Source organism: Clostridium magnum DSM 2767 (assembly GCF_001623875.1).
GTDB lineage: Bacteria > Bacillota > Clostridia > Clostridiales > Clostridiaceae > Clostridium_AM > Clostridium_AM magnum.
Window position 1 is genome coordinate 54,755 of the sequence record NZ_LWAE01000005.1, and the last position, 26,953, is coordinate 81,707.

Annotated in this window: 24 protein-coding genes; 19 read left to right on the plus strand and 5 right to left on the minus strand. The window is 32.3% G+C overall.

The genetic code is table 11. From position 1 onward, the window contains the following. Window positions 1-2: 2 nt before the first annotated feature. The 10 genes from xylB (at window position 3) to CLMAG_RS19240 (ending at window position 13,409) form a co-directional block, all read left to right on the plus strand. Complete coding sequence (gene xylB, locus CLMAG_RS19195; protein WP_066626381.1) at window positions 3-1,499, plus strand: xylulokinase; 1,497 nt, start codon at window positions 3-5, stop codon at window positions 1,497-1,499. 99 nt (window positions 1,500-1,598) lie between these two features. Further along, entirely contained in the window at window positions 1,599-2,780 is a 1,182-nt protein-coding gene (locus tag CLMAG_RS19200; protein WP_066626383.1) for an ROK family transcriptional regulator, read from the plus strand. Window positions 2,781-2,936: 156 nt separating this feature from the next. Further along, complete coding sequence (locus CLMAG_RS19205; protein WP_066626385.1) at window positions 2,937-3,911, plus strand: sugar-binding protein; 975 nt, start codon at window positions 2,937-2,939, stop codon at window positions 3,909-3,911. A 1-nt stretch (window position 3,912) separates the two neighbouring features. After that, on the plus strand, window positions 3,913-5,415 hold the full coding sequence (locus CLMAG_RS19210) for a sensor histidine kinase (RefSeq protein WP_066626387.1): 1,503 nt from the start codon (window positions 3,913-3,915) through the stop codon (window positions 5,413-5,415). Next, complete coding sequence (locus CLMAG_RS19215; protein ID WP_066626389.1) at window positions 5,390-6,655, plus strand: response regulator; 1,266 nt, start codon at window positions 5,390-5,392, stop codon at window positions 6,653-6,655. Before CLMAG_RS19210 ends, CLMAG_RS19215 begins: the two co-directional genes overlap by 26 nt. 258 nt (window positions 6,656-6,913) lie before the next feature. After that, window positions 6,914-7,984, plus strand: a complete 1,071-nt coding sequence (gene xylF, locus CLMAG_RS19220) for a D-xylose ABC transporter substrate-binding protein (protein WP_066626391.1) — start codon at window positions 6,914-6,916, stop codon at window positions 7,982-7,984. 105 nt (window positions 7,985-8,089) lie between these two features. Further along, window positions 8,090-9,622 carry a xylose ABC transporter ATP-binding protein gene (locus CLMAG_RS19225; RefSeq protein ID WP_066626392.1) on the plus strand — a complete coding sequence of 511 codons (1,533 nt, stop codon included), beginning with the start codon at window positions 8,090-8,092 and terminating at the stop codon, window positions 9,620-9,622. Further along, window positions 9,612-10,778: a sugar ABC transporter permease gene (locus CLMAG_RS19230; RefSeq protein WP_066626394.1), complete on the plus strand. Its 1,167-nt coding sequence runs from the start codon at window positions 9,612-9,614 to the stop codon at window positions 10,776-10,778. Before CLMAG_RS19225 ends, CLMAG_RS19230 begins: the two co-directional genes overlap by 11 nt. Window positions 10,779-10,940: 162 nt before the next feature. Then, window positions 10,941-12,497 carry a cell wall-binding repeat-containing protein gene (locus CLMAG_RS19235; protein WP_066626396.1) on the plus strand — a complete coding sequence of 519 codons (1,557 nt, stop codon included), beginning with the start codon at window positions 10,941-10,943 and terminating at the stop codon, window positions 12,495-12,497. A gap of 498 nt (window positions 12,498-12,995) precedes the next feature. Continuing rightward, window positions 12,996-13,409 (plus strand): hypothetical protein, encoded by a 414-nt coding sequence (locus CLMAG_RS19240; RefSeq protein ID WP_066626397.1) that lies wholly within the window; start codon window positions 12,996-12,998, stop codon window positions 13,407-13,409. 83 nt (window positions 13,410-13,492) lie between these two features. On the opposite strand, the gene CLMAG_RS19245 is transcribed toward CLMAG_RS19240, so the two are convergent. Next, window positions 13,493-14,506, minus strand: coding sequence for a sulfurtransferase (locus CLMAG_RS19245; RefSeq protein WP_066626398.1), 1,014 nt, complete (start codon window positions 14,504-14,506; stop codon window positions 13,493-13,495). A 207-nt stretch (window positions 14,507-14,713) separates the two neighbouring features. Here CLMAG_RS19245 and CLMAG_RS19250 point away from each other — a divergent pair, with 207 nt between their 5' ends. The 9 genes from CLMAG_RS19250 to CLMAG_RS19290 all read left to right on the plus strand — a co-directional run bounded on the left by CLMAG_RS19250 (window position 14,714) and on the right by CLMAG_RS19290 (window position 23,614). Next, window positions 14,714-15,964, plus strand: a complete 1,251-nt coding sequence (locus CLMAG_RS19250) for an ABC transporter substrate-binding protein (protein WP_066626399.1) — start codon at window positions 14,714-14,716, stop codon at window positions 15,962-15,964. Between the two features lie 174 nt (window positions 15,965-16,138). Continuing rightward, window positions 16,139-16,981: an ABC transporter permease gene (locus CLMAG_RS19255; RefSeq protein ID WP_066626400.1), complete on the plus strand. Its 843-nt coding sequence runs from the start codon at window positions 16,139-16,141 to the stop codon at window positions 16,979-16,981. 201 nt (window positions 16,982-17,182) lie between these two features. Then, on the plus strand, window positions 17,183-17,986 hold the full coding sequence (locus CLMAG_RS19260; protein ID WP_066626401.1) for an ABC transporter permease: 804 nt from the start codon (window positions 17,183-17,185) through the stop codon (window positions 17,984-17,986). 76 nt (window positions 17,987-18,062) lie between these two features. Further along, window positions 18,063-19,091 (plus strand): ABC transporter ATP-binding protein, encoded by a 1,029-nt coding sequence (locus CLMAG_RS19265; RefSeq protein ID WP_066626404.1) that lies wholly within the window; start codon window positions 18,063-18,065, stop codon window positions 19,089-19,091. A gap of 83 nt (window positions 19,092-19,174) precedes the next feature. Continuing rightward, window positions 19,175-19,849, plus strand: coding sequence for a TIGR04283 family arsenosugar biosynthesis glycosyltransferase (locus CLMAG_RS19270; RefSeq protein ID WP_175562165.1), 675 nt, complete (start codon window positions 19,175-19,177; stop codon window positions 19,847-19,849). Window positions 19,850-19,853: 4 nt separating this feature from the next. Next, window positions 19,854-20,558 (plus strand): TIGR04282 family arsenosugar biosynthesis glycosyltransferase, encoded by a 705-nt coding sequence (locus tag CLMAG_RS19275; protein WP_066626406.1) that lies wholly within the window; start codon window positions 19,854-19,856, stop codon window positions 20,556-20,558. Beyond that, entirely contained in the window at window positions 20,536-21,540 is a 1,005-nt protein-coding gene (locus CLMAG_RS19280) for an aminoglycoside phosphotransferase family protein (RefSeq protein ID WP_066626407.1), read from the plus strand. Before CLMAG_RS19275 ends, CLMAG_RS19280 begins: the two co-directional genes overlap by 23 nt. Before the next feature lie 87 nt (window positions 21,541-21,627). Next, the gene (locus tag CLMAG_RS19285) at window positions 21,628-22,776 is read left to right on the plus strand and encodes a (Fe-S)-binding protein (RefSeq protein ID WP_066626409.1); all 1,149 of its coding nucleotides are present in this window, start codon (window positions 21,628-21,630) and stop codon (window positions 22,774-22,776) included. 124 nt (window positions 22,777-22,900) lie between these two features. Next, the gene (locus CLMAG_RS19290; protein ID WP_066626412.1) at window positions 22,901-23,614 is read left to right on the plus strand and encodes an alpha/beta hydrolase; all 714 of its coding nucleotides are present in this window, start codon (window positions 22,901-22,903) and stop codon (window positions 23,612-23,614) included. Window positions 23,615-23,726: 112 nt separating this feature from the next. Here the strand turns inward: CLMAG_RS19290 and ahbB are convergent, their stop codons facing one another. The 4 genes from ahbB to nirJ1 all read right to left on the minus strand — a co-directional run bounded on the left by ahbB (window position 23,727) and on the right by nirJ1 (window position 26,931). Further along, a complete protein-coding gene (gene ahbB / locus CLMAG_RS19295; protein ID WP_066626414.1) occupies window positions 23,727-24,194 on the minus strand; it encodes a siroheme decarboxylase subunit beta in 468 nt (155 codons plus the stop codon). A gap of 1 nt (window position 24,195) precedes the next feature. Then, window positions 24,196-24,651, minus strand: coding sequence for a siroheme decarboxylase subunit alpha (gene ahbA, locus CLMAG_RS19300; RefSeq protein WP_066626415.1), 456 nt, complete (start codon window positions 24,649-24,651; stop codon window positions 24,196-24,198). Between the two features lie 63 nt (window positions 24,652-24,714). Next, complete coding sequence (gene nirJ2 / locus CLMAG_RS19305; protein ID WP_066626417.1) at window positions 24,715-25,713, minus strand: putative heme d1 biosynthesis radical SAM protein NirJ2; 999 nt, start codon at window positions 25,711-25,713, stop codon at window positions 24,715-24,717. Window positions 25,714-25,767: 54 nt separating this feature from the next. Further along, the gene (nirJ1, locus tag CLMAG_RS19310; protein ID WP_066626419.1) at window positions 25,768-26,931 is read right to left on the minus strand and encodes a putative heme d1 biosynthesis radical SAM protein NirJ1; all 1,164 of its coding nucleotides are present in this window, start codon (window positions 26,929-26,931) and stop codon (window positions 25,768-25,770) included. Window positions 26,932-26,953: the final 22 nt, after the last annotated feature.

Consider the following 26,953-nt stretch of genomic DNA (forward strand, 5'->3'; position numbering starts at 1 on the left):
TTATGAATTTTTTAGGAATAGATTTAGGAACTTCTTCTGTAAAGATTATAATAATGAATGAAGACGGAAAAGTTGTTGAAAGTGTTTCAAAAAGCTATGATGTAAGTTATCCTGAGGCTGGATGGGCAGAGCAAAATCCAGAGGATTGGTGGAATGGCACTAAGGAAGGTATAAAAGAAATATTAGGCAGAGGCACTGTAAAACCAGAAGAAATTAATGGAATAAGCTTTAGTGGACAGATGCATGGGTTAGTTTTACTTGATGAAAAGAATGATGTTTTAATGCCAGCCATTCTATGGTGTGATCAAAGAACACAAAAACAATGTGATTATCTAAATAATGAATTTGGCCAAGACAAGCTTTCAAAATATACAGGAAATAAAGCTTTAACTGGATTTACAATCCCAAAAGTATTATGGGTTAAAGAGAACAGACCGGAGATATATAGTAAAATAGCACATATGATGCTGCCAAAGGACTATATAAGCTTTAAACTTACAGGCAGCTTTGCTTCTGATATGTCAGATGCAGCTGGAACAGTCATGCTTGATGTAGAAAATAGAAAATGGTCAAAGGAAATGTTAGATTTATTAGAGATAGATGAAGCAGTTTTACCGAAGGTTTATGAATCATGGCAAGTTATAGGAAATGTCTCAGAAGAAGCATCTAGAGAAACAGGATTATCAATAAAAACATTAGTAACTGCTGGAGCGGGAGACCAGGCTGCAGGTGCAGTTGGAACAGGTACAGTAGATGCTGGAATTTTATCAGTTGCACTGGGAACTTCTGGTGTAGTCTTCGCTTGTGATGAAAAGTTTGCTGTAGATAAAGAAAACAGACTTCATTCCTTCTGTCATGCAAATGGAAAATGGCATCAGATGGGCGTTATGCTTTCTGCAGCAGCTTCACTTCAGTGGTGGGTAGAAAATGTTAACTCAGATATCGAAGGAGATGCTTTTGAAAAATTGCTTTCTGAAGCAGAAGCTGCTCCTGTAGGCAGCAATAGACTCTTATTCTTACCATATCTTATGGGAGAAAGAACACCTCATAGTGATCCAAATGCAAAGGGAAGCTTTATAGGATTAAGCATAACTCATAAAAGAGGAGAGATGACAAGAGCTGTTTTAGAAGGTGTTTGCTTTGGACTTAGGGATTCTTTAGAAATACTTAAAAGCCTAAATGTTGAAGTTAAAGAAGTAAGAGTTAGTGGAGGAGGCTCTAAGAGCAGACTTTGGAGACAAATACTTGCAGATATCTTCAATTTAAAGGTAAGTATGATAAATTCAAAGGAAGGCCCAGCCTATGGAGCAGCAATACTAGCAGCGGTAGGATGTGGAGTATATAACTCCGTAGATGAAGCTTGTCATAAGCTTATAAATATAACAGATACTGTTGAACCAATTAAAGAAAATGTTGAAAAATACAATAGGGTATATAATGTGTATTCATCACTTTATGGATGTTTAAAAGATAAATTTGATGAAATAAGCAGTTTGTAAAATAAGTTTTTAATTGTTGTAGGCATCTGGAATTAAGGGGTTAGTTCCAGATGTTTATTAACTTTATAAAGCGGGTAGAAAAGGATTGAGAATTAATATATGAATAAATTAAAGGCTATAGATCAAGAAACTATAAAGGTATTGAATCAAAAGAAGATAATTCAACTGCTTTATAGAAACAAACAGATGACTAAACAAGACATATCTAAAGCTCTTCAGATAAGTATTCCAACAGTCATAAGTAATGTTAAGGAACTTATAGAACAAGGTTTTTTGGATGAAGCAGGAGTTGGAGAATCCTCTGGAGGAAGAAAACCAACAATAGTAAGATTTCTTCCAGACTCAAGATATTCCTTCGGAGTATGTATAACAAAAGATCAGGTTAGGATTATTTTGACAAATCTTAATTTTGACATAATAGATGAAAGTTCTTTTTATATGACTGAGCAATCAGATAACTTAAAAAATTTGATTTCAAGGATTAAAGAAGAAACAGATAGTATTTTAAATACTAATGATATACCTATAGATAAACTACTAGGTATAGGATTCTCATTACCAGGTACAGTAGATGAAAAAAACTTACTCTTAGAAAATGCTCCGAACTTGAAGTTGAAAAATATAAATTTCAAAGATTTTCAGTGTAATTTTCAATTTCCACTTTTCATAGAAAATGAAGCTAATGCTTCAGCCTATGCAGAATCCTTTATTAATTTTAATGGTATTATAAGTAGTTTAGTTTTTATTTCTATTACTGAAGGTATTGGTACTGGAGTAATTATTGGTGATAACCTTTATAAAGGTCATAATAAACGTGCTGGAGAATTTGGTCATATGACTATTATTAAAGATGGGGAAAGATGTAACTGCGGTAAAAGAGGATGTTGGGAATTATACGCCTCTAAAAAGGCACTAATTAATGAATATACTAAGAAATTTAATAAGTTAGATATGAATTTAAATGATTTTTTAGAATTAACTAAAAGGGATTTAGAAGCAAAGAAAATATTGAATAATTATATAGATTATGTAGCTGAAGGTATCAAAAATATAATACTAATGTTGGACCCTAGAAATATAATTATAGGTGGAGAGCTACCTAGCAATTATAAAACGTTAATAGAAACTGACTTAAAGAAAAAAATATTTCAAGAAAATAGTTTCTATGACGAAGAAGAATGTAAAATTTCATTTTCAAATTTACAAGGAAATGCTTCTGTATTTGGAGCAGTTTTATTGCCTATGGGAAAATTATTTTATTTAACTGAAAAAGTAATTTAATTATGAAGTGGAAACTTGAATCAGATGGAGTTTAAAACCCCACCTGATTCTTAGTTTAACGAATCCAGGGACGTATCCACTCTTTATTCCTATTTTGAATAAAATAGGAATATTAGAGTGGGTAGTCATCGGATGAAATTTTGATGGTGGTGCTGAATGAAAAGTTTTAAATTTAGGTATGGTTTTTTAATTTTAATATGTTTATTATTATCCTTCAGTTTAAGCTATTTTAAAAAGTCCCTTAATACAGAAAAGAAAGAATTCGCTTTGAAACCGAAAATAGTTCTTATTTCTCATGTATATACTAATCCCTACTGGCAGTATATAAAAAAAGGAGCTGAAGATGCTGCGAAAAAGAGAGGAGCTATTATAGAATATGAGGGGCCTAAAGCTGCAAGTGTAAAAGAAGGTACTAAATATATAGATATGGCTGTGATGGCCAAGTCTGCTGGAATAATTACCTATGTTCAAGATGAAAAACAGTACATCCCTTATATTGATGAGGCCGTTGATAATTCTATACCTGTAGTTACTGTTGATGCAGATGCGGAAAGCAGTAAGAGAAGCGCTTATGTTGGTACAGATAATTTCCATGCTGGGGCTGTAGCTGCAAAAGAGTTAGTTAACTATATTGGAGTGGAAGGAAATATTGGCATAATTATGGGAGGAACTGAAGTGAAAAATCAGCAGGAAAGAGTAAATGGATTTAGAGATTATTTACAAAATAATTCTAATCTCAATATAGCCAGCGTTGAATCTTCAGGATCCTATTTGTTAGAAGCTGAACTAAGTGCTAGAAGAATACTTACAAAAAATAATAGTATAAAAGCATTATATTGCACGTCTGCATTAGATGGAGTTGGTGCAGCTAAGGCTGTTTCTAGTATGAATCTAGAAGGTAAGGTATGTATAATATGTTTTGATGACCTGCCAGAAACTATGGATAACATACAGAAAGGATTAGTATATGCCACCATAGTACAGGAGCCTTATAACATGGGATACAAAGCTGTAGATATAATAATGGACAACCTAGAAGGCAAAAAAGTAGAAGGAAGTTTTAACACAGAGGTGCTTGTAATTAAAAAGGATAATTTATATTCATATAAGTCATTGGAGGTTAATAACTAAAGTGAAAACAAAAAGTTTAAAAAATAGACTTATGTCCTTTGTTATATTTACTATCCTATCTATGATATTAATTGAAGCATTTACAGTGTTAATCAGTAAAAAAATAGAAATAACCTATAGTGTAATGATTAAGAAAATGCTATTAGTTAATGAGATAAGTAATGATATAGATAGTTCGTTATTTTATTTTGACAAGTATATAGACACAAAGGCCCTAAGTGACTTTAATCAATATGAAATAAATTATAAAAATGCTAAGGGTAAAATTTTGCTGTTAAGAGATAACACTAGCGAAGAAATTATATATATACTTAGGGATTTAGAAAATACACTAGATAACTATAAACAACATGGAGATAGCTCTATAACTAAGTATAAAAGACTAAATAAAGACGAGGAGTTTTACAAGGAATTTATTGAAACGAAAAATATTGGATCCTACTGCAAAACTTATATAGAAAAACTAAATAGTAGTTTTTTAAATTATAATAGTCAATTATATAAGAACATTGTAAAAAACAATAGTATTGTATATGGTTCTCTAATCACATTTATAGTAATAATAATCGGTTTTTGTATATTGTATTCTGTATCCTTTTCAAGGAAACTGGCCAAATCACTGGATAGTTTAGTTAAAAAGTCTAAACAGGTATCTAAAGGTAATTTTAAAGACTCAAGTATAATTGAAACAGAAATATATGAAATAGATGTCTTAGCAAAAGGTTTTAATTCTATGACATCCGCAATTAACAAACTTATTGAATCTATAAAAAGAAAGGCAGAGGTAGAAAGACAACTAAAGGATCAACAAATGAAAAATCTTCAAATAGAGAACCTATTAAAGCATACACAAATTAAAATGCTCCAATCTCAAATAAATCCTCATTTTTTATTTAACACCCTAAACAGTATAGTTCAAATTTCAATAATTGAAGGAGCCTATGAAACGGAAAAGCTTATCAAATCAATATCGGAACTTCTGAGGTATAATCTCAGGAATATTGACAGGTATGTATCATTACAGGATGAATTAGATGTGGTTAAAAATTATGTTTTTATCCAAGAAACTAGATTCGAGGATAGGGTAAAATTCAAAATTGAAGTAAATGGAAATATTGAAGATATAAAAGTTCCAAGTATGACTATTCAACCTATTGTGGAAAATGCCTTTATACATGGAATCGAACCTAAAGAAGATGGAGGCGAGATCTTTATAAAAATAGAAAGGCTTAAAGATATTTGTATAATATTGATTGAGGATAATGGATGTGGAATAGATGAGGAAACATTACGGAAAATCAACTCAATTAGTAATGAAACAAAATATAGCGGCCATGCAACTGGAATAGGCGTTGGAAATGTTGTAAAAAGGCTGCAGCTGCTATACCACAGTAACGATATACTTCAAATAGAAAGCAAAGTAAATATAGGCACAAAAGTATTTTTGAAAATACCAGTTAAAGGGAGTGCTGTAAATTATGATAAAAATATTAATTGTGGATGATGAAAAACTTGAGAGAGAGAGTTTAAAGTCTATTATAAATAGTAAATATAGTGATGAAATAGTATTACTGGAAGCAAAGCACGGAAGAGAAGCAATTCAAATAGGTGATATGGAAAAGCCTGATATTATAATGACAGACATTAAAATGCCAGGAATAGATGGGATACAAGTTATAAAAAAGATAAAAAGCTTTTTGCCCAATACCTACTTTTTGATTTTAACTGCATACGATTATTTCGATTTTGCAAAAGAAGCAATTGAATGTGGTGTGAAAGAATATATTTTAAAACCCTTTGATAGAGAGGGACTTTTGGAGAAAATAGATTATGCACTAAAGTTTATAAACACTGAAAGAGAAAAATTGAAAAGCCAAATGGAAGTTGAAGAAAGAATGGGCAGTGTTATGCCAATGTTGGAAAGTGAATTAACTTACTGCATAGTAGATGATAGTTTAAATAGTATAGATTATGATAATTATATGAAATATTTAGGTGTTAGTTTTAAAAAAGGTTACTGCATCCTAGTGCGCCTAGATAAATATAATGAAAAAAAATTAAGAATGAAGGTTGGAGAATATCTAAAAGAATTTATAACTAAGACACATAGAGTTGTTTACAGTCATAAGTTTATGGAGTATATAACCTTTTTCGTAGACTGTGATGAAGATGCAGCGGATTATCCAGTTGTTGAAAATTCAATTAGTATTGGTAGGTCTATGGCATATGAAATAAGAAATAAGTTTAATCTGTCATCAACAATTGGTATTGGTAGTGTACATAATTCCTTAGAAAGTATGAACATATCATACTCAGAAGCTTGTAGATGTATGGAGTTTAAACAAAGTAATCTTAAGGTAATACATTATAATGATTTAGACAAAATAGATTTGGGGATATCAAATGACAGTGAAAATAAAGTTCAGCATAAAGAGACTTTTTATAAGGTAGTAAATTATATCACGGAAAATTATAGTAAAGATATAAGCTTAGAAAAAACAGCAAAGAAATTTAATTTAAGCTTTTATTATTTCAGCAGAACATTTAAAGAGATATTTGGAGTAACTTTTTCAGAAAAGTTAACTTCTATAAGAATGGATAAGGCAAAAGAATTATTGTCAAAGGTAGACTCAAATATAAAGGAAGTATGTTATGAAGTTGGATATAATGATCCTAACTACTTTAGCAAAGCTTTTAAAAAATATGTTGGGATGAGTCCATCAGAATATAAACAGAGTTCTTAATATAATTTACAAACTTATTGGGAAGTATTAGACCCGGTAGTTATTAGATAAAAAACAGAAAAGCAGCCTATAGCAAGTTTTTGCTATAGGCTGCTTTTCTATAGTAAAACTTTGTCCTATTGCAATTTTTTGTAGCAAAACTTTGCTCTCGAGAAGGCAAACTAATACATGCACTAAGCAACATAGTACATGGATGTATATAGAGAAATAAAATATAATGTAAACGTAATCAAGAAAATGTATTAAGGGGGAAAAAATATGTTATCAAAAAAGTTAATAAAACTAATATGTATTGGAGCAATATCAATCTTTACTTTTTCAAGTTTTGTTGGTTGTTCATCTAAAGGAACTTCTGGTACTGCAAGTACAAAGAAAAAGGTAAAAATAGGACTAAGCATTGATGACTTAAGATTAGAAAGATGGCAGCATGATAGAGATTTATTCACTGCAGCCGCAGAAAAATTAGGCGCAGAAGTTATAGTTCAATCAGCAAATGGTGATGATACGACTCAATACTCTCAGGCAGAAAACCTAATTTCTCAGGGTGTAGATGTTCTTGTTATTATTCCTCACAATGGACAAACTATGGCACCAATAGTTGAAGAGGCACATAAAAGCAAAATAAAAGTGCTTGCTTATGACAGATTGATAACAAACAGCGATTTAGATAACTACATATCTTTTGATAACGTTAAAGTTGGAGAATTACAAGGAAAGGCTATAGTGGATAAAGTTCCAAAAGGAAGCTACTTTATGATGGGTGGATCCCCAACAGATAATAATGCTAAATTATTTAGACAAGGACAGATGAATGTTATAAAACCACTTGTTGATAAAGGTGATATAAAAATAGTTGGAGATCAATGGGCAAAGGACTGGTTACCAGAAGAGGCACTAAAAATCATGGAAAATGCACTTACAGCTAATAGTAATAAAATTGATGCTGTAGTAGCTTCAAATGATAGTACTGCAGGAGGAGCAATACAGGCTTTAGCTTCACAGAAGCTTGATGGAAAAGTTGCTATATCTGGACAAGATGCCGACTTAGCTGGGTGTCAAAGGGTAGTTGAAGGTAAACAATCAATGACAGTTTATAAGCCTATAAAAGATTTGGCAACAAAAGCTGCTGAGTTATCAGTAAAAATGGCAAATGGTGAAGATTTAGCTACAAATGGTACTGTTAATAATGGAAAGAAAGATGTTAAGTCTTTACTTCTGACTCCTATATCTGTAACAGCTGAAAACATGAAAGACACAGTAATTAAAGATGATTTTCATAAATTAGAAGAAGTTTATAAAAACGTACCAAAGGATAAATGGCCTAAATAGGTTTAAAGTCTGGAAACTGTATATACAGTTTCCAGGCTCACAGTTGGGGTAAAAGAATCCTCATCTGAATTAAGATCTTGCTTCAATGAAAGGTGGGTATACTAGATGGGTGAATACATTTTAGAGATGAATAACATAACTAAGGAATTCTCTGGAGTCAAAGCTTTAGATAATGTTTGTTTAAAAGTAAGAAAAGGAGAAATACATGCCCTTTGTGGTGAAAATGGTGCTGGTAAATCTACACTAATGAAAGTATTAAGTGGAGTATATCCTTCCGGAACCTATACAGGAGATATTGTATATGATGGCCAAAAGCTACATATGAAAGGAATTAAAGATTCAGAAAAGGTAGGTATTGCCATAATACATCAGGAGCTGGCTCTTATAAAAGAGTTGTCAGTGGCAGAAAATATTTTTATAGGAAATGAAATAAGCCGTAATCACATTGTTGATTTTAATGCAATGTATAATAAAACAGCGGAATTATTAAAGGAAGTTAAGTTAAACATAAATCCTACTACACTAATTAAAGAATTAGGTATTGGACAACAACAGCTGGTAGAAATAGCAAAAGCCCTTTCAAAAAATTCTAATGTACTTATCTTAGATGAGCCTACAGCACCACTAACTGATAGTGAAGTTGAAACATTAATGGGTATCATGAAGGACCTCAGAAAAAAGGGAGTTACATGTATATATATATCACATAGATTAAATGAAGTTATGGAATTATCAGATACGGTAACAATTATACGAGACGGAAAAAGTATAGCTACAGAGCCTATTGAAAATTTAAATCAAGATAAAATAATTAATATGATGGTCGGCAGAGAAATGACAGATTTGTTTCCAAGGGAAGACCATGAAATTGGTGAGAAAGTACTAGAGGTTAAAAATTTTAATGTATATGATACAACTAACAAAGAGAAGTTTAGAGTTAAAAATGCAAATTTCCATTTAAAGCGCGGTGAAATACTGGGTATAGCAGGACTAGTTGGTTCTGGAAGAACTGAATTAGTATCAAGTATATTCGGCAGTTACGAGGGTAGGCGTAATGGAGATGTATATTATTTAGATAAGAAAATAAACATAAGTAACCCTGATGAGGCTTTGAAAAAAGGAATTGCAATGGTTCCTGAAGATAGAAAAAGGCATGGTATAGTTGGTATTATGTCTGTTAGAAACAATATCACCCTTGCTAATTTAATAAAATATCAAGGAAAACTGGATTATTTGAATAAAGATACTGAAATCATTGATGTTATGAGACTTGTAGATGAGTTAAAGATAAAAACATCAAGTATAGATTTAGATGTAAAAAGTTTAAGTGGAGGAAATCAACAAAAGGTGGTACTAGCAAAAAACCTACTAATAGGACCTCAAATCTTAATTTTGGATGAGCCTACCAGAGGAATTGATGTAGGGGCAAAATATGAAATATATAAACTTATGTTTAAGCTGGTAAAAATGGGTATTTCAATTATTATGGTATCTTCAGAATTACCAGAGGTTCTGGGTATAAGTGATAGAGTACTTGTAATGCATGAAGGAGAAATCAAAGGTGATTTTGACAATATAGGTTTAACACAGGAAACGATTATGCAGTGTGCCATAGGAGGTAATAGTAATGGAAAGTAAAGTTGAAACAATGGCGGTAAAAAACAAAGCTAAAAAGAGCGGAATATTAAAATCTAAAATGTATACAATGTTATTAGCATTAGTTGCTATATGGGTGATATTTACAATTACTACAGATGGAAACTTTCTATCTACAAGAAATTTATCTAACCTGCTAAGACAGATGTCTATTACTGGAATATTAGCAATAGGTATGGTTTTTATAATTATTTTAGGAGAAATTGATTTATCAGTTGGTTCTATGCTGGGTTTACTAGGAGGAATAGCTGCCATATTAAACGTATGGTTTAACATGGGAGCAGTAACAACTATAATTATAACACTAGCCCTTGGACTTGTACTTGGTTTCTGGAATGGCTGGTGGGTAGCTTATAAAAAAGTACCATCTTTTATAGTAACATTAGCAGGTCTACTAGTTTTTAGAGGTATTTTAATTGGAATCAGTAAAGGTAATACTATAGCTCCTTTATCGGAAGGTATGAAAGTAGTTGGACAAGCATATTTTCCTAGTGTAGTAGGTTATGGAATTGCTGTAGCAACTATTGCAATAAGTGCTTACATCATAAGTAACAATAGAAAAAAGAAGCTTCAATACGGATTAGAAGTTTCTCCAAAAAGAAATGATATAATAAAGATTGTTTTAATAGCCATAGGCATAATTGCTGTAGTGGCGATACTTAATGATTATTCAGGATTTCCATTACCAGTTTTCATAATGATTATATTTGCTATAATATTCTCTTACATGGCAGGCAGTACGGTTTTTGGAAGAAGAATATATGCAATTGGTGGAAATAAGGAGGCAGCTAAGCTTTCTGGTATAAATGTAAATAAACAAGTATTAATGATATATGCATTTAATGGTCTATTAGCAGCAATAGCTGGAATATTGCTTACTTCAAGATTAAATGCAGGTTCAGTTTCAGCGGGAACTAACGCAGAACTTGATGCAATAGCATCCTGCGTAATAGGTGGAGCAAGCTTAGCCGGTGGTACAGGAACTGTTTCTGGAGCTTTAGTTGGAGCTTTGGTAATGGCTACTATTGATAACGGAATGAGCATGTTAAACACTCAGCCATTCTGGCAGTACATAGTAAAAGGACTTATTCTTTTGCTAGCTGTATGGGCAGATATACGTTCTAAGAATAAGAAATAATTAATGAAGCGTGTGGTTTCTACAAATATTTTATTAGAGCCACATGCTTTATTTTTTATCTATAGGAATAGTTAAAATAGTGGAATATAATGCATTATTTTGTTAAAATACGTATATATAGAATTTGGGTTTAACTTAACTTTGCAAAGGAGAAAAACTATAATGAACAAAAGAACAGTCATACTTGCTATAGCATTAGCAACAGGTATAATCACATCTCTAGGTAATTTAAAAGAAGTACAAGCTGCGGATGCAGTACAAAATTCTAATGTTACTAAGATAACAGGATGGAATTGTGTCGAAGTAGGAACCAGTGTCAGTCAAGCAGGATGGGATGAATCAGATTCCATTATAATGACAAGTTCAGATGATTTTCCAGATGCACTATCTGGAACTACTCTAGGAATTCAATTAAATGCACCAATAATATTTAATGCTGAGGTAAGTTTGGATCCTAAGTACACTGAATCTGTTAGAAAGGTACAAGCAGATCTAAGGGATAAAACTTATAAAGAAATAGATCGCTTAAAAGCAAAGAAAGTATATATACTAGGAGGCATAGGGTCTGTAAGTCAAAAAACAGAAGATTATCTGAGAAACAATAATTTTGATGTGGTAAGACTATGCGGTAAAGATAGATTTGATACAGCGGTAGCAGTAGGACAAGAGGTAATTAGTAAAAGTAAATCAAATACAGTATTTTTAAGTAATGCCTATGGTTTTGCAGATGCTTTAGCAGGTTCAACCTTTGCTGGTAAAACTGGTTCTCCTATCTTGTTAACAGGAAAAGACGAATTAAATGAATCTACGAAGAAAGCCTTAGGAGATTGGAACATAAAAAATGTAACTATACTAGGTGGAACAGGAGTAATATCAGAGGGCATATCAAAAAAACTAAGTGATATGGGGATAAGTGTTTCTCGACTAGGTGGGGCAGACAGATATGCAACAGCATTAAAGATAGTGCAGAATTTCGCACCGTCATCAAGTGGTGTCACAGTGGCTACAGGTAAGGATTATAAAGATGCATTATGTGCATCGGTATATAGTTATAAAACAAACAAACCTATAATGTTATATGATTATGGTTGTGGAACAGATGTAACAAATTTTCTAAAAGAAAAAGAACTTACTGCTGTAGGTAATGAAATTTTTTCAGTCTCAGTGGATAACCTTAAGGGAAATAAACAAATTACAGCTACATCAGAAAAAAGATTGACTGGTGATGAAATACTAAATAAATCTTTAGAGTTAGGATTTTGTAAAGCACCAAATGTTGACAACGCAGTAAAGTATAATAAATACGGACCTAATGGGAGTATAAATTTCGATTATGCTAGTTTATGTAGTTATAACGGCAAATATTACGATGGTACTCCAACAGATAATGAAATGGGATTTTTTGTGAATGGCAGTGATGCTGAGTTTGATGAAAAAATCAAGTTAATACTTAATTGGATTTTACCTACAGAGGGTAGTAATCTATACAAAATTTTAGATGATCCTAGATTGTATACAAATAATAGATTTAGGGAAAACGGAGCTGCAGATTGGCAGAAAGAACAATATGATTTATTTAAGTCATATGGATTTGAGGTAGTGTTAAACAAGGAATCAAATAGAGAGAATCTTGTAACATATATGGATGGGAGAAGAGTACAAATTGAAATGTCTCAATGGACTCCAATCAAGATTTTGTTTGGAAATGTTAAAAATTAAAAATATATAGAGTTTTTGAAGATAGAGTTAATATTTATAGGCTCATAATGTTAAAAGTATGAGACAAATTTGAAATAAAAGCACCTGGAGAAATCGAGGTGCTTATTTTATTTACAAAATGTTCACGAAAATGAAATATGAATTTAATACCTATGACATAATATTGTAACAATTACTATTTATAATAATAAGTGTCCTAAGATATTACATCTTAGAGAAAATTCCTTTAAGGAGGTACTATTATGAATCAAATAGTAGTTAGTTTATTGTACATAATGACAGCATTAATAACATTAGCGTTAGCTAGTAGAGAAGCAGATAAAATGTTAGAGAATCTAAGTAAATAAAATATAAATAGATATATATTAAGTTCCCCTCTTAATTATATATAAAAAATTAGCATTGGTAGAGATACTGATGCTAATTTATTTACATTTAATTAGATATATAATACAATTTATACAAAGGTCCGGATTGAAAGAAGGAGATATATTTATAATGAAGAAAATCTTTTATTGGATATTCACAATATTTCAAGTGATTTTTCTGATTACAGCATGTGGTATACAATTTTTCTCTATGAAAAAGATGGGAATGATGCGGTATGTAGTATATATAAACCGCACGTGGGAAGCTAAATATCCAGTTCCTGCATTACAATATGCTGCAATTGCATTTTTAGTGCTATTTTGTATTATTATACTTTTATATGTAAAGATAAAAAAAGATATCTATATTGATAAAAAAGCTTTATCAATGTTAATAATGGAAGTCATAATAACTCTTGTATTTGCAATTTTCACTTTAGTATATTCAACTGAAAGTTATCGATCCTATTACTTTATTAGTTTGATATTAGGGATTATTGCACTGATACAGAATATAAAAATTCTTGTATATTTAAAAAGATGAGCTTGCAGCTGCAGACTCATCTTTCTTTTCTAAATAAAAATGTCTGAAAGCCTTCTAGCAATCAGACATTCTGTTTATTAAGTTTACTTGTATTTAGCTGCTGCTTGTTCTGGTGTAATAGCTTGTACAGGATTATTTGTATCCATTTGCCATACGAACCATCCACCATCATACAATTTTACATTCTTCCATCCATTTTCATAGGCCATTAACCAAGGAATAGTTGCTCTCCAGCCAGTACCGCAGTAAAATGCGATTTCGTTATCTTTTGTAACTCCCTGTTCTTTCCACATTGCCACAGCTTTATCAAAATCAATAAAGGTTCCATCAGAATTGTAGTAGTCCTTTTCGTCATGACCCCATAGAGCTCCTTGTGGTTCACCAGCTCTTTTTATATAGCTGTAGCCACTTTTTTTGCCTTCAAATTCATCTAAACTTCTTATACTAACCAATCTAAATTTATTGTTTTTTTCCATTTCAGCCTTTACGTCTTTAGGCATAGACAAAACGTACTCTGGGTGTGCTGGTATTGCTACACCAAAGTCTTTAGTTGTTGCTTTTGGATTTTCTATATCCTTATTAGTTGCATATCCTGCTTTTGTCCAGGCATTTAAACCACCATTAATTATTTTTACGTTTTCAACTCCAGCCCAAAGACATACAAATGCAACTCTGGTAGCACCTGAGTCAGCACCATAAACAATAACAGTGGTATCCTTTGTTATTCCATAGTTGGCCATAACCTTTTTAATTTCGTCACCTGTTCTTATGTTCCAGTAAGTTGATTCTTCGATTTCATCTGTGTTCATATGTACTGCTCCTGGTATATGGGCTGATTGATAGTCCTTATCATCACTAACTGGACCCCAGGCTACTTGGATGATTTTGTAATCTTTTGACTCTGGCTGTTTGCCATCGATTACACTTTTTACCCAATCTGCAGATACAAATACCTTTGTCTTTGCCACAGTCTGAGCAGACTTATTATCTGCTGAACTATTTGACTGAGTCTTTGGCTCACTTTTAGAAGCACAGCCAGTTACAAGTATAGCAACCATGGCAATACAAAGAAAAATAGTATGTAATTTCTTTTTCATAATATCACTCCTTCTAAGATTATTTTTTATAATTACATATTCATTTTAGAGTGTAATTTAGAGTTTATGCAAGTGATTATAATAAAACGTTATAATAGAAGATCTAACTATAAGTATTGTTTATAGTTAGACGTTATTTAATGGATACATGATATAATAATATAGAATTCTACAAGAATAGACATATTAATAATGGAGGAAAAAATTATGAAGAAAGTATTGGCATTATTTATGGTTTTTATGCTATCTTTAGGTTCTTTTGGGTGTAGCACTAAAAGTAAGGACACAACTGACAATGTAATGAATAAGGAATGGGATACCATATTAAAAGAGGCTAAAGGAAAAACTGTTAATTTTTATGGTTGGGGTGGAAGTGAGACAACCAATAAATGGATTGATGATTATTTAACTAAGACCTTAAAGGACCGTTATGATATAACACTAAAAAGAGTTCCTATGAATATTGAGGACATATTAAATAAGTTACTTGGAGATAAACAAGCTAATAATTCAAAGGGAACCATTGATGTAGTTTGGATTAATGGAGAAAACTTTTATACAGCAAAACAAGTAGGAACACTCTTTGGGCCTTTTGCAGAAAAGCTTCCGAATTTTAATAAGTACATAGATAAAGATTCAATAGAGGTGAAATCTGATTTTGGATATTCTGTAGAAGGATATGAAGTGCCTTATGGAAAAGCACAATTAGTAATGGTATATAACGGCAACAAGGTGTCAAAAACACCTTCCAGTGCAGAAGAGTTATTAAAGTTTGTAAAGGAAAATCCAGGAAAGTTCACATATCCTGCACTGCCTGATTTTACTGGAAGTGCTTTTGTAAGAAACATCATATATGAGACTGTTGGATATGACAAAATAGCCAATGCTAAGGCAGATAAGGAATCAGTGGAGAATGTAATTCAGCCGGCTATGGATTATTTAAAGCAGTTAAAGCCTTATTTATGGAATGGCGGAAAGACGTATCCAGCAACTATTGCTCAAATAGATAATATGTATGCTGATAATCAATTATTAATGAGTATGTCTTATAATCCTTACTCAATACCTGCAAAAGTAAAGAGTGGTGAATATCCTAAGGGTACACAAAGCTTTATCTTTGATAAGGGAACTGTAGGAAATACCCATTTCTTAGCAATACCATTCAATTCTACTAATAAAGCAGGAGCAATGGCGGTTATAAATGAAATAATTACTGTTGAAGCACAAGCATCAAAATATAATCCAGAAGGATGGGGAGATTTACCCGTTTTAGATAACAGCAAGCTTTCAGCAGAGGAAAAGAAAAAGTTTGAAGATATTAAGCTTGGAGAAGGGGTAATGCCTCAGGAAACATTATTAAAGCATAGAGTACCTGAAGTTCCAGCACAATTAGTACCTATTATAGAAAAAATTTGGTTAGAGCAAATTCCAGGAGATAAGGCATCTGAAAGAAAATAACAAGTCAAAGATGCGATGGTTATTTTGTGTTAGACAAGGAGGCAGGTTCCGCAGATAGTTGGGCTATCTAAGGGTTCTACCAACGCAGTATAATACAAAATAGACTAGCATACTGACTAGTTATTTTTTTGAAGATGCCTAAGTAAGAATTAGTATATAAGGGGAGGGGAGATAATGAAAAAAGAGATAAAGCCATATATACTACTCCTTCCCGCTGCAATTGTTTTATTAGGAATATTAACATCCGGTATAGTAATCGCTCTATCCCAAAGCTTAGGTTATATGCCTATTATAGGGCTTAGAGAGCTAACCCTTAAATACTATATTTCTATAATTACGGATAAAGGTTTTTTAGAATCATTAAGATTCAGCTTAAATATTTCTTTATTTTCATCAACAATTGCAGTTATAGTTGGGGTAGCATTAGCTTATTCTATGATTGTTAACAAACATAGGAAAAGTATTGAAAAAATATTATACATACTTCCAATAATAGTACCTCATATGGTTGCGGCCTTTTTGATGTTTAATATTTTATCTCAAAGCGGCCTGCTGCCTAGAATTTTATATCATCTTGGCATAATAAAAGCACAATCTGATTTTCCAAGCTTAATTTTTGATAAGTTTGGAGTTGGAATTGTAATATGTTATATTTGGAAGGAAATACCCTTTGTGGCTATGGTAGTATATACATTTATAAGTAATATAAATAAAAGTCTTGAGGAAGTGGCCGTGAATTTAGGAGCTAGCAGAAGACAGTTTTTCTGGCATGTGATGCTTCCTTTATCATGGCCTTCAATTATATCTTCCTTTATTATTATATTTGCATTTTCCTTTGGAGCATTTGAAGTTCCATATTTGCTTGGACCAACTACTCCAAAAACTTTGCCAGTAAGGGCTTTTATAGAGTATACAAATCCGGATATTTTAAATAGACCTTATGCAATGGCTTTAAATGTTGTTTTAACCTTTATTTCCTTAGTAATAGTATGGATTTATGATGAAGTGACAACTTAACTCAGGTGGGCAGGGACCCACCTGAGTCTTAGTTGAACGAATCCAGGGGCGTAGACGCGCTTTACTTCTCTGACGGTAGGAAGAGAAGTATTAGAGCGGGTAGTCATCGGATAAAGCCTTCAGTTTGTTTTGGAGAAATGTATAGAGTTAAAGTTTTGAGTTGGGCAAGGTATTAATTTCACAGAGGAGTATGGGAGATTTATGAAGAAAAATGTTATTTTTAATATTATTATCTATTTGGCTGTTTTTTTAATTCTTCTTCCACTAACGGTTTTAATTTTATGGGGCTTTAGTAAAAGATGGCCTTGGCCTTATGTTCTGCCTACTGAGTATAGTCTAAGGGGAGCTGCTTACTTTTTAACCGGTGATGGTAATTCAATGAAAATACTTTTATATAGTATTGGGTTATCCTTTGTAGTTACTATAATTACTTTAGTGATAAGTGTGCCAGCGGCTAGAGCTTTAGGCTTATATGAATTTAAAGGAAAAGGCTTTTTTAAATTACTTGTGCTTCTGCCACTTATTATTTCACCGGTAGCGGTGGGGATTGGTATTCAGGTATTCTTTATAAAGATAGGACTTGCCAATACCTTTTTAGGAGTAGTGTTAGTCCACTTAGTACCATGCTTGCCTTATGGTATAAGAATACTTACTAATGTATTTGAAGCTTTAGGTGAGTCTATGGAGTTTCAGGCAACAACACTAGGTGCAAGCAAGATACAAACCTTTTTTTATGTAACCTTACCCTTAATATCTCCAGGTTTAATATCAGCGGCAGGTTTAGTATTTATAGTATCCTTTAGTCAGTATTTTTTAACTTTTATAGTGGGTGGAGGAAATATTGTAACACTTCCAATGGTTATGTTTCCATTTATTCAAAGCGGAGATAGAATGATAGCATCCTGCTATAGTATTGTATTTATTGTAGCTACCTTGGTACTTTTAATTGTAATAGAAAAAAGAGTAAAGGCTTACTACACAGTAGAAAATCATTTTTATATATAGCAGATTATATTATTTTTAAATAATAATTAGGTTAAGGAATGGGTTCAATTTAACTTCATATTTAGGAGAAAGATATATGACTAAATTACAGATGAAAAATTTGAATAAAAGTTTTGATGACATAAAAGTATTAAAGGATATTAATTTTTTTATAGCTGATGGTGAAATAGTATCACTTTTAGGTGAATCTGGATGTGGAAAAAGTACTACGTTAAAGATCATTGCTGGACTTATTGAACCTGACAGCGGAGATATAATTTTAGATGAAGCCTCTATTTTAAATGTGCAAGCAGAGAAACGGAAGACGGTAATTGTATTTCAGGATCATTTACTATTTCCTCATCTAAATATAGAAGATAACATTGGTTTCGGACTTAAGATGGCTGGAATAAAGAAAAGCATCAGAAAAAATAAGGTTGCAGAAATAGTAAGCTTGTTAAAGCTTCAGGGACTGGAGAAAAGATACCCAAAGGAATTATCTGGAGGTCAAAGACAGCGAGTTGCACTGGGAAGAGCATTGGCTATTGAACCTAAAGTTCTTTTATTGGATGAACCTTTTTCAAATCTAGATATAAGACTGAGAGAAGAGATGAGAGAACTAGTGTTAGGCATACAAAGGAAGCTAGGAATAACAACTATTTTGGTTACCCATGATAAAGAAGAAGCACTAATGATGTCAGATAAAATTGCAGTAATGATAGATGGGGAAATCCCTCAGTTTGATACTCCAGAAAATATTTATGAAAAACCTGTAAGTTCATCAGTTGCAGATTTCTTTGGAGAAAAGAATTATATAGAGGGTTCTGTCAAAAATGGAATATTTGAATGTAAATTTGGAAGCTTTCAAGTAGACTTACCTCTTATAAAAAGTGGAAAAATGATGATAAAGCCAGAGAAGATAGAACTTTTATGTGAAACTGAAGATTGTAGTATGAATGGTGTTGTAAAAAAGAAAAGATACTTAGGAGATAAGGTGCACTACACTGTGGAAGTAGAAGGAAAAGAATTAAAAGTAATATCTAGTGAGTACATGGGGATCAATGTAGGAGAAAATGTAAGGCTAAAAATAGACTTTTCAAAAGGAATTTTCTATCCTCATGAATAACAAATCTTAGTATTTGTATTACATATGATTAAAGCTTCACTTCATAATGAAGCTTAAAAAATTCTTTAATGATGGTGGTAAATATGGTATCGATTATAATTCCTGTATTAAATGAAGAAAAAAATATTGAAAAAACATTAACCCAATTTAATGGATTAAAGGGTGATAAAGAGGTCATTGTAGTAGATGGAGGAAGCAGGGATAAAACAAAAGAAATTGCAGAGAGATTTGCTAAGGTAGTATGTAGTGAAAAAGGAAGAGCAAATCAGATGAATAAAGGTGCGGAAAAAGCTAATGGAGATATATTGTGGTTTGTTCATTCCGATTCAGTTATTAAAGAGAATTCTATTGAAGAAATTCATTTAGCTATAGATGAAGGATCCGTTGGTGGAGGCTTTTCACTGGAGTTTTACGATTACAATACATTATTTATGAAATATATATCAGTAACCTCCAATCTTAGGGCTAAATATTTAGGACTATACTTTGGGGATCAAGGAATTTTTGTTAAAAAATCAGTGTTTGAAAATCTAGGAGGATATCCTAAACAGGAAATAATGGAGGATTGGGAGTTTTCTCTTGGCATGAAGAAGATAGGTAAATTAAAATTGATTAGTACACCTATAGGTACTTCAGCTAGAAGATTTAAGATGGGTGGACAATTGAGAACTCATCTATTAATGCACAAAATAAAATTTCTCTATTTGCTAGGAACACCTACAAATAAGTTAGTTAAAATCTATAAGGATGTGAGATAGATTAATGAATGCTCTTATAATTATGACTAGAATCCCAATTGCGGGAATGACAAAAACACGATTGATGAAAATACTTACAGGAGAAGAGTGTGCTAGACTACATAGATGTTTTCTTTTGGATTTGTTTAAAATGGTTGATGAGCTTAGAGAAATAGCAGATATATATGTTACCTATACTCCAGAAAATTCTCTTTATCTAGTAGAAGACATTGTTCCAGGTTTTATAGATAGTTTCCCCCAGGAGGGACATGAACTAGGAGATAGAATGGAGAATGCCATTCAAAAGCTTTTAAAGAAAGGATATTCAAAGGTAATATTAATTGGGTCAGATATACCATCTCTTCAAGCTGAAGACATCAAAAAAGCCTATGATGAATTGGAGGGCAATGACATTTGCCTTGGACCTACTAATGATGGTGGTTATTATTTAGTTGGCATGAAGAAAAGCTGTAAGGATATTTTTAGTAATGATTTAAAATGGGGATACAAGTCTGTATTTGAAGCTACTGTTTTAATAGCTAATAATTTAGGATTGACGGTAGGACTTACAACGAAGCTTGGTGATATAGATGAAAAAGAAGATATTGATGATTTTATGAAAAGAATACGAAAAGGAAAATTTAGTGGCAAGGCTTTACCTATTAATACAATAAACTTTATACAGAATAAATGGGGAGGTGTTACAAGTGTTAAAGGATGTATTAAGTAATAAAATTTATGAGTATATGAAATATAATCAGTTAAATACAGAACTGAAGCTTGGGGAGGATTATAAGATAAAATTTCTAGCCCAGGGAGAATATAATATTAACTTTACAGTTGAAGATTGTAATAAAAAATATGTCTTTAGAGTAAATACCGGCAGCCAAATTGCTTCAGAAAATCAAATAAGATATGAATATGAGGCGTTAAAGAGCTTAGAGGTAAGCGGAGTAACACCAAGGGCTTATTATGTAGATGATAGTAAAAAACAGCTAGACTATGGTGTTTTAATAATGGAATTTTTAGAGGGAAAACCCTTAGAATATCATAAGGACTTAAAATCTGCAGCAGAAATATTTTCAAAAATACATTCTATAGATATAACGGGAAACAATTTTAAAAATCTAATTATAGAAGAGAATATATTTACTGAAAGAATAAAAGAAGCCCAAAGGCTTTTAAAGGATTTTTTTCAATCTCCTAAAATACCGTCAGAGCTCAAGGACTTCTTTTATGTATTTATTGAATGGGCTGAAAAAAACAAGCATGGAGAAAAGTATTTTTTGGAGAACAAGTGGCATGTTGTTAATAATACAGAGGTCAATTCTAGTAATTTTATAATAGGAAGGGAAAAATCTTACCTTATAGACTGGGAGAAGCCGGTGATAAGTGATCCTTGCCAGGATTTGACTCAATTTTTAGCACCTACTACCACACTATGGAAAACAGATTACATATTAAGTAAAGAAGAAAAAGAAGAATTTTTTAGAGCATATGTGGGTGGATTGAAGGTTAAGGATAAGAATATAAGGGAGAGGGTAGAGTTATATACTCCATTCCTTTATTTAAGAGCTTTGTCCTGGTGTGCCTATGCATATTTAGAGTATCAAAAGGACGAAAAGGAAATTAAAAATATGGATACCTATAATAAAATTAAAGAATATCTAGATTTAGATTTTATGAGACGTTTATTATGGGAGTATTTTTAGTGGAATTGAATATTAAGAAGTGAAACTTGAATCAGATAGAGTTTTTCTAGAATGATTGTATAAAGTTATAACTAAATAGGAGGATATATGGGTAACTTTGTCTATTCGGATATATTTAATAAAAAAGCTAAAGAGTTTTCAGAGAGCTGCATTAACTGTAAACTCTGCGTTAGAGAATGTGAAATGCTAAATAACTTTAAGATCAGCCCTAAGGATTTTTTTAACGGAGATATAGAACCAATAAATGCTGATCCAAGTATTCCTTATTCCTGTAATACCTGTGAAACATGCAAAAAAATGTGTCCAAAGGGATTAAGTATTGAAGACTTATTTGTTGAAATGAGAAAAGAACATATAAAAAATAATAGAGGTAAGTCACCAATAAAGGGACATAAGAGCATAGAATTTCATCAAACCTTTAGTTTTTCAAAAATCTTTAATGTTACAATACCAGATACAAAGGCAGGATATACAAAAAGAGTATTTATTCCAGGATGCAGTTTATCCTCCTATAGCCCGGAGCTTGTGGGGAAAACCTTAGAGTATTTACAGGAAAGACTGCCTGGCACCGGCGCAATATTAAAGTGCTGTGGTAAACCAACACTATCATTGGGACAAGAAGAAAAGTTTCATGAAAGATACTCAGAACTTCAAGCAGAACTTGACAAACTTGGAGTGGAAGAAGTAATAACTGCCTGTCAAAATTGCTATATTACTATGTCTCAATTTAGTCCAAATCAAAAGGTAAGATCCTTATGGACGGTTATTCCTGAATTAGGGCTTTATGATGAAATGAAAGGCAAAGGTAAAATTAGCAATATTACCTTTGGTATCCATGATGCCTGTCCTACAAGAAATAATTTTGACATACATGAAGGTATAAGATGGATTATAAATGAATTAGGATATAGACTTGAGGAAACAGAGTATTCCAGAGAAAATACTAGATGTTGTGGTTTTGGTGGAATGGCTGTACCTGCAAATCCTGAACTTTCTAAAAGGGTAATGAAAAGCAGTGGTGAAAAATCAGAGAAAGATTATATAATAACATATTGTGCAAGTTGCAGAGAGGCAATGACTATTGCAGAGAAAAAATCCCTACATATATTAAATTTGATGTTTAATGACAGCTATAACACTACATCAAGGGTACCGGGACTAAATAAAAATCTTATTAAGAATTGGATGATAAGATATAAATCTAAACAAGTATTAAAAGCCAAAGGAAAATTATAGATTTAGTTTGAAAGAATAAAATAGTGTCAAGTTATCCTATAGGGAGATAAATTAGGAAAAACAAAGGTATAATGTTACTATAGGGCTTTGGTAGTGAACCCTATAGTAAAAGGAGTTGAGAAGTATGAAACAAAATTTGAAAATAGAAAATATCCCTGCAATTTTGTGGGGGGATAAATCAGATAAGTTATTCGTAGTGATACATGGTAATATGTCAAATAAGGCGGATGATGCTATTGTTGTGTTTGCAGAAGAAGCAACAGCAGTAGGTTATCAAGTGCTTAGTTTTGATTTGCCTGAACATGGTGACCGTAAGGATGAAACCTATGCTTGCAAAGTTCAAAATTGTGTTCAGGACCTTAATACCATTATGGGTTATGCAAAATCATTAGCAAATAGTATAAGCGTATTTGCATGCAGCATGGGAGCGTATTTTAGCTTGCTGACATATAGTCATGAGCCGCTGCAACAGTGTTTGTTTCTGTCTCCTGTGGTAAATATGGAACGTATCATAAATAATATGATGACATGGTTTAACGTGAGCGAGAATAGATTAGAAAAAGAAAAAGAAATTTCTACACCTATAGGACAAATACTCTATTGGGATTACTACTGCTATGTGAAAGAACATCCTATTGTTAATTGGAATAAGCCAACTTCAATCCTATATGGGGCAGAAGATAATTTATGTGAGTTTGATGTGGTATCTGACTTCGCAAAAGGCTTTGATTGCAATTTGCAAGTAATGGAGCATGGAGAACATTATTTCCACACAAAAGAACAATTACAATTTTTCAGACTGTGGCTGAAAAGACATATCTACGCCAATGAAAAATAAAGGGACTATTTTGAAATTCATGAAATTCCTATACAAAAACAAAAGCCATGCATAAATAGGAAAGCAAACCTCCTTATATGCATGGTTTATATTCATGAAAACTTATAAATATCTATTTAAAGTATTTCATACTAGTTTTTTTCAATTCACGAGTACTATATAAAACTCTATACTCTGTAACTCCTATTGCATCAGATATACCTTGAATAATTTTGCTACACCTTTCCATATCCTTCTCATGTATCATCGTATATAAATTATAATCCCAAAAAGGATAGGCTATTCTCTCATAGCAGTGGCTAATCTCAGGAATAGATGCCAGGTACTCACCAATGGAGAGGATATCTTTGTTATTAACTTTCCAGACCACCATGGCATTAGCATTGAAACCTGCCTGTCTATGGTATAGTATGGCAGACACTCTCTTTAGTATACCAGTCTCATTATATTTTTTTATCTTATCTATAAGCTCATCCTCATCTATATCTAATTCTTCAGCCATATCTTTATAAGGGGAAGCTGTTAGAGGAATATCTTCCTGGAGTCTCTTTAGTATCTTTTTATCAAGAGGACTTAGCATCTTAATCTCCTCCTAAATCTAAAGCTACTTTAACTTTAAACAAGTTAACTGCAGGTAAACTTATTATATCATCTAAACCTGTAGTTACTTTTATTTCTTCGATTATCCTGCATAAGTTATCCTGAGAATAGGTTATAACTGTAAACCACATATTATAAATACCTTCTCTTATATAATTATGTGTTATTTCATCATAGCTATTTATAATTTTAGCTACACAGTCTACTTTGGAAGGGGGAACCTTGGCAGCACAAAGAGTGCTTGTATATCCTAATTTTTTAGAATTGAAGATACCGCCTATTCTTCTTATTAGTCCTTCTTTTTTTAAGTTATCAATTCTTTTCAATACTTCTTGCTCAGTAATGAACAAATTTTCTGCAATTATTTGAAAAGGTCTTTTATCAATTGGAAGTTCGCGCTGTATTAAAGTAAGTAAATTTTTATCTGTTTCATCCATATAAAAAACCTCCTTAAAAAAATATGAGGTAGAAACTTAAATCAGATGGGGGTATTAGAGCTGCTAGTCATAGGATAAAGCTTTAGAGTATAGGCATAAGTTTTCTGATGCCATATAATCTCCATTATTATAGTAGGCTGCTCTTGCTCTACAGCCACCACAGGATTTTTTATATTTACAGCTGCCGCAGCTTCCACTATATTGTTGAGATCTTAGATTATTGAATAAACTACTATTCTTCCAAATATCATCAAAGGACTTTTCTCTCACGTTGCCAGCAACTTCATCTAAATAAGCACAAGCTTGCACATCACCACGAGGATTTATAATGCAGTAACTTATACCTGCAAGACATCCTCGCTTAAAGCGAATATCTGTGTTTAAACTCTGGGCAATTCTTATAAATTGGGGAGCACAAGTAGGTTTTATCTCTATCTCTACCTGCTGTTGTTTTTTCATTATAGAAGTTAACAGTTCCTCATACTCTTCTGAATTTAGTAATTCATCTTTTATATTTTTACCTCTTCCAGTTGGTACAAGAAAGAAAATATGGTGAGCTGAAGCACCCACACCAACCGCAAAATCAGTTATACTAATTATTTCACTTTTATTCCAATCCATAACAGTAGTATGGATTTGGAATCTAATTCCTGATTCCCGGCAATTTTTCATAGCACAAATAGTATGTCTGAAGGCGTCATTATAACCTCTAAAGTTATTATGTTTTTTTGCATCAAGACTATCCAGGCTTATACCTACAGCGGCAATACCAGCTTTTTTTAGTTCTTCTGCTGTTTTCTTAGAGATTAAGGTACCGTTGCTTCCAAGCACTGGCCTAAGGCCAGCCAGCCCGGCATAATTTATTAAATCGAAGATGTCCTCCCTCATCAGAGGTTCTCCGCCGGAAAATATCATTATCTTAAAACCAGTTGCTGCTATCTGATCTATAAGCAGTTTTGCTTCTTTTGTAGTCAGTTCACATTCAGATTCTTTACCTGAGTCCCTATAGCAGTGATTGCATTTTAAATTGCATTTATTTGTAGTATTCCATGAAATAATCAATTTTTTACCTCCACATTTATATACCTAACATAAGTTAATGCTTGGTGTTGTTATCTATAGACCAATTTCTTTATCTGTGAGATAGCAAGCAGGGTCCTCTGCCCAAAAGTCTCCAAATACTGATTCTGCTCGAGTTCTAAAGTTTCCATTACAGACATCAATCCATTTACATTTACTGCATCTGCCTTTAAGCAGAGCTTTTCTGTTTCTTAGTCCAGTCAAAATTTCATGGTTACTGTTTTTCCAAATTTTACTGAATTTTTTATCTCTAACATTTCCGAAGGTGTGCTGCCATGTAAACTGATCTGGATGTACGTTTCCATAAAAGTCCACATTGGCAAAAGCCATACCGGACCTGTTTCCACCATTAGTTTTTAGGAGATTTAATATTTTTTCTGACTTATCTCTAAATAGCTCCAAGGATCTTAAATATGTGTAGATTCCATCTGCATGGTTATCTACAGTAAGTATTTCTACTTTTGGACCAAATTCTATTGATTTTCTTATAATTAAGTCTATAGCTTCTCTTGTTTCCTCTTTGGAAATATCTTCCTTTATTATTTTGTTTCCTCTACCGGAATACACTAAGTGGTAAAAGCAGACTCTTGGTATATTTTCTTCCTTAATCAAATTAAAAATATCTTCTAATTGGCTGTAGTTGTTTTTGTTTATAGTAAATCTAAGGCCCACTTTTTGGCCTACTTCCATGCAATTTCTTAAGCCTCTTAATGTAGTATCAAAGGAGCCTGAAACCCCTCTGAATTGGTCGTGCTTCGAACCTATTCCATCAAGGCTTATTCCAACATAGCTAACACTGATTTCCTTTAAGGTTTTGCATGTATCTTTATCTAAAAGAGTTCCGTTAGTTGATATGGTGCTTCTTATTTTTCTTTCTTTTGCATGACTCAGTATATCAAAAAAATTTTCACGCATTAGTGGTTCGCCACCAGAAAACAATATTACAGGTACATTGAAATCTTTCAGGTCATCTATAAGCTCTTTGGCTTCTTTAAGAGTTAGTTCACCTTCGCACTTTTTACTGTCTGAACTGGCATAGCAATGTTTACAGCTTAAATTACAGGTTTTTGTGCAATTCCAAGCAACTACAGGTCCTCTGCCGCTGCTTACGCCATGCTTTTCAGAGGCAGCACCTTTTACATATCGTAGACTGTCTCCATAGTTTTTTGAATCACATAGAAGTTTAGTTATACTTATCATACTTAGAAATCATCCTTCTTAC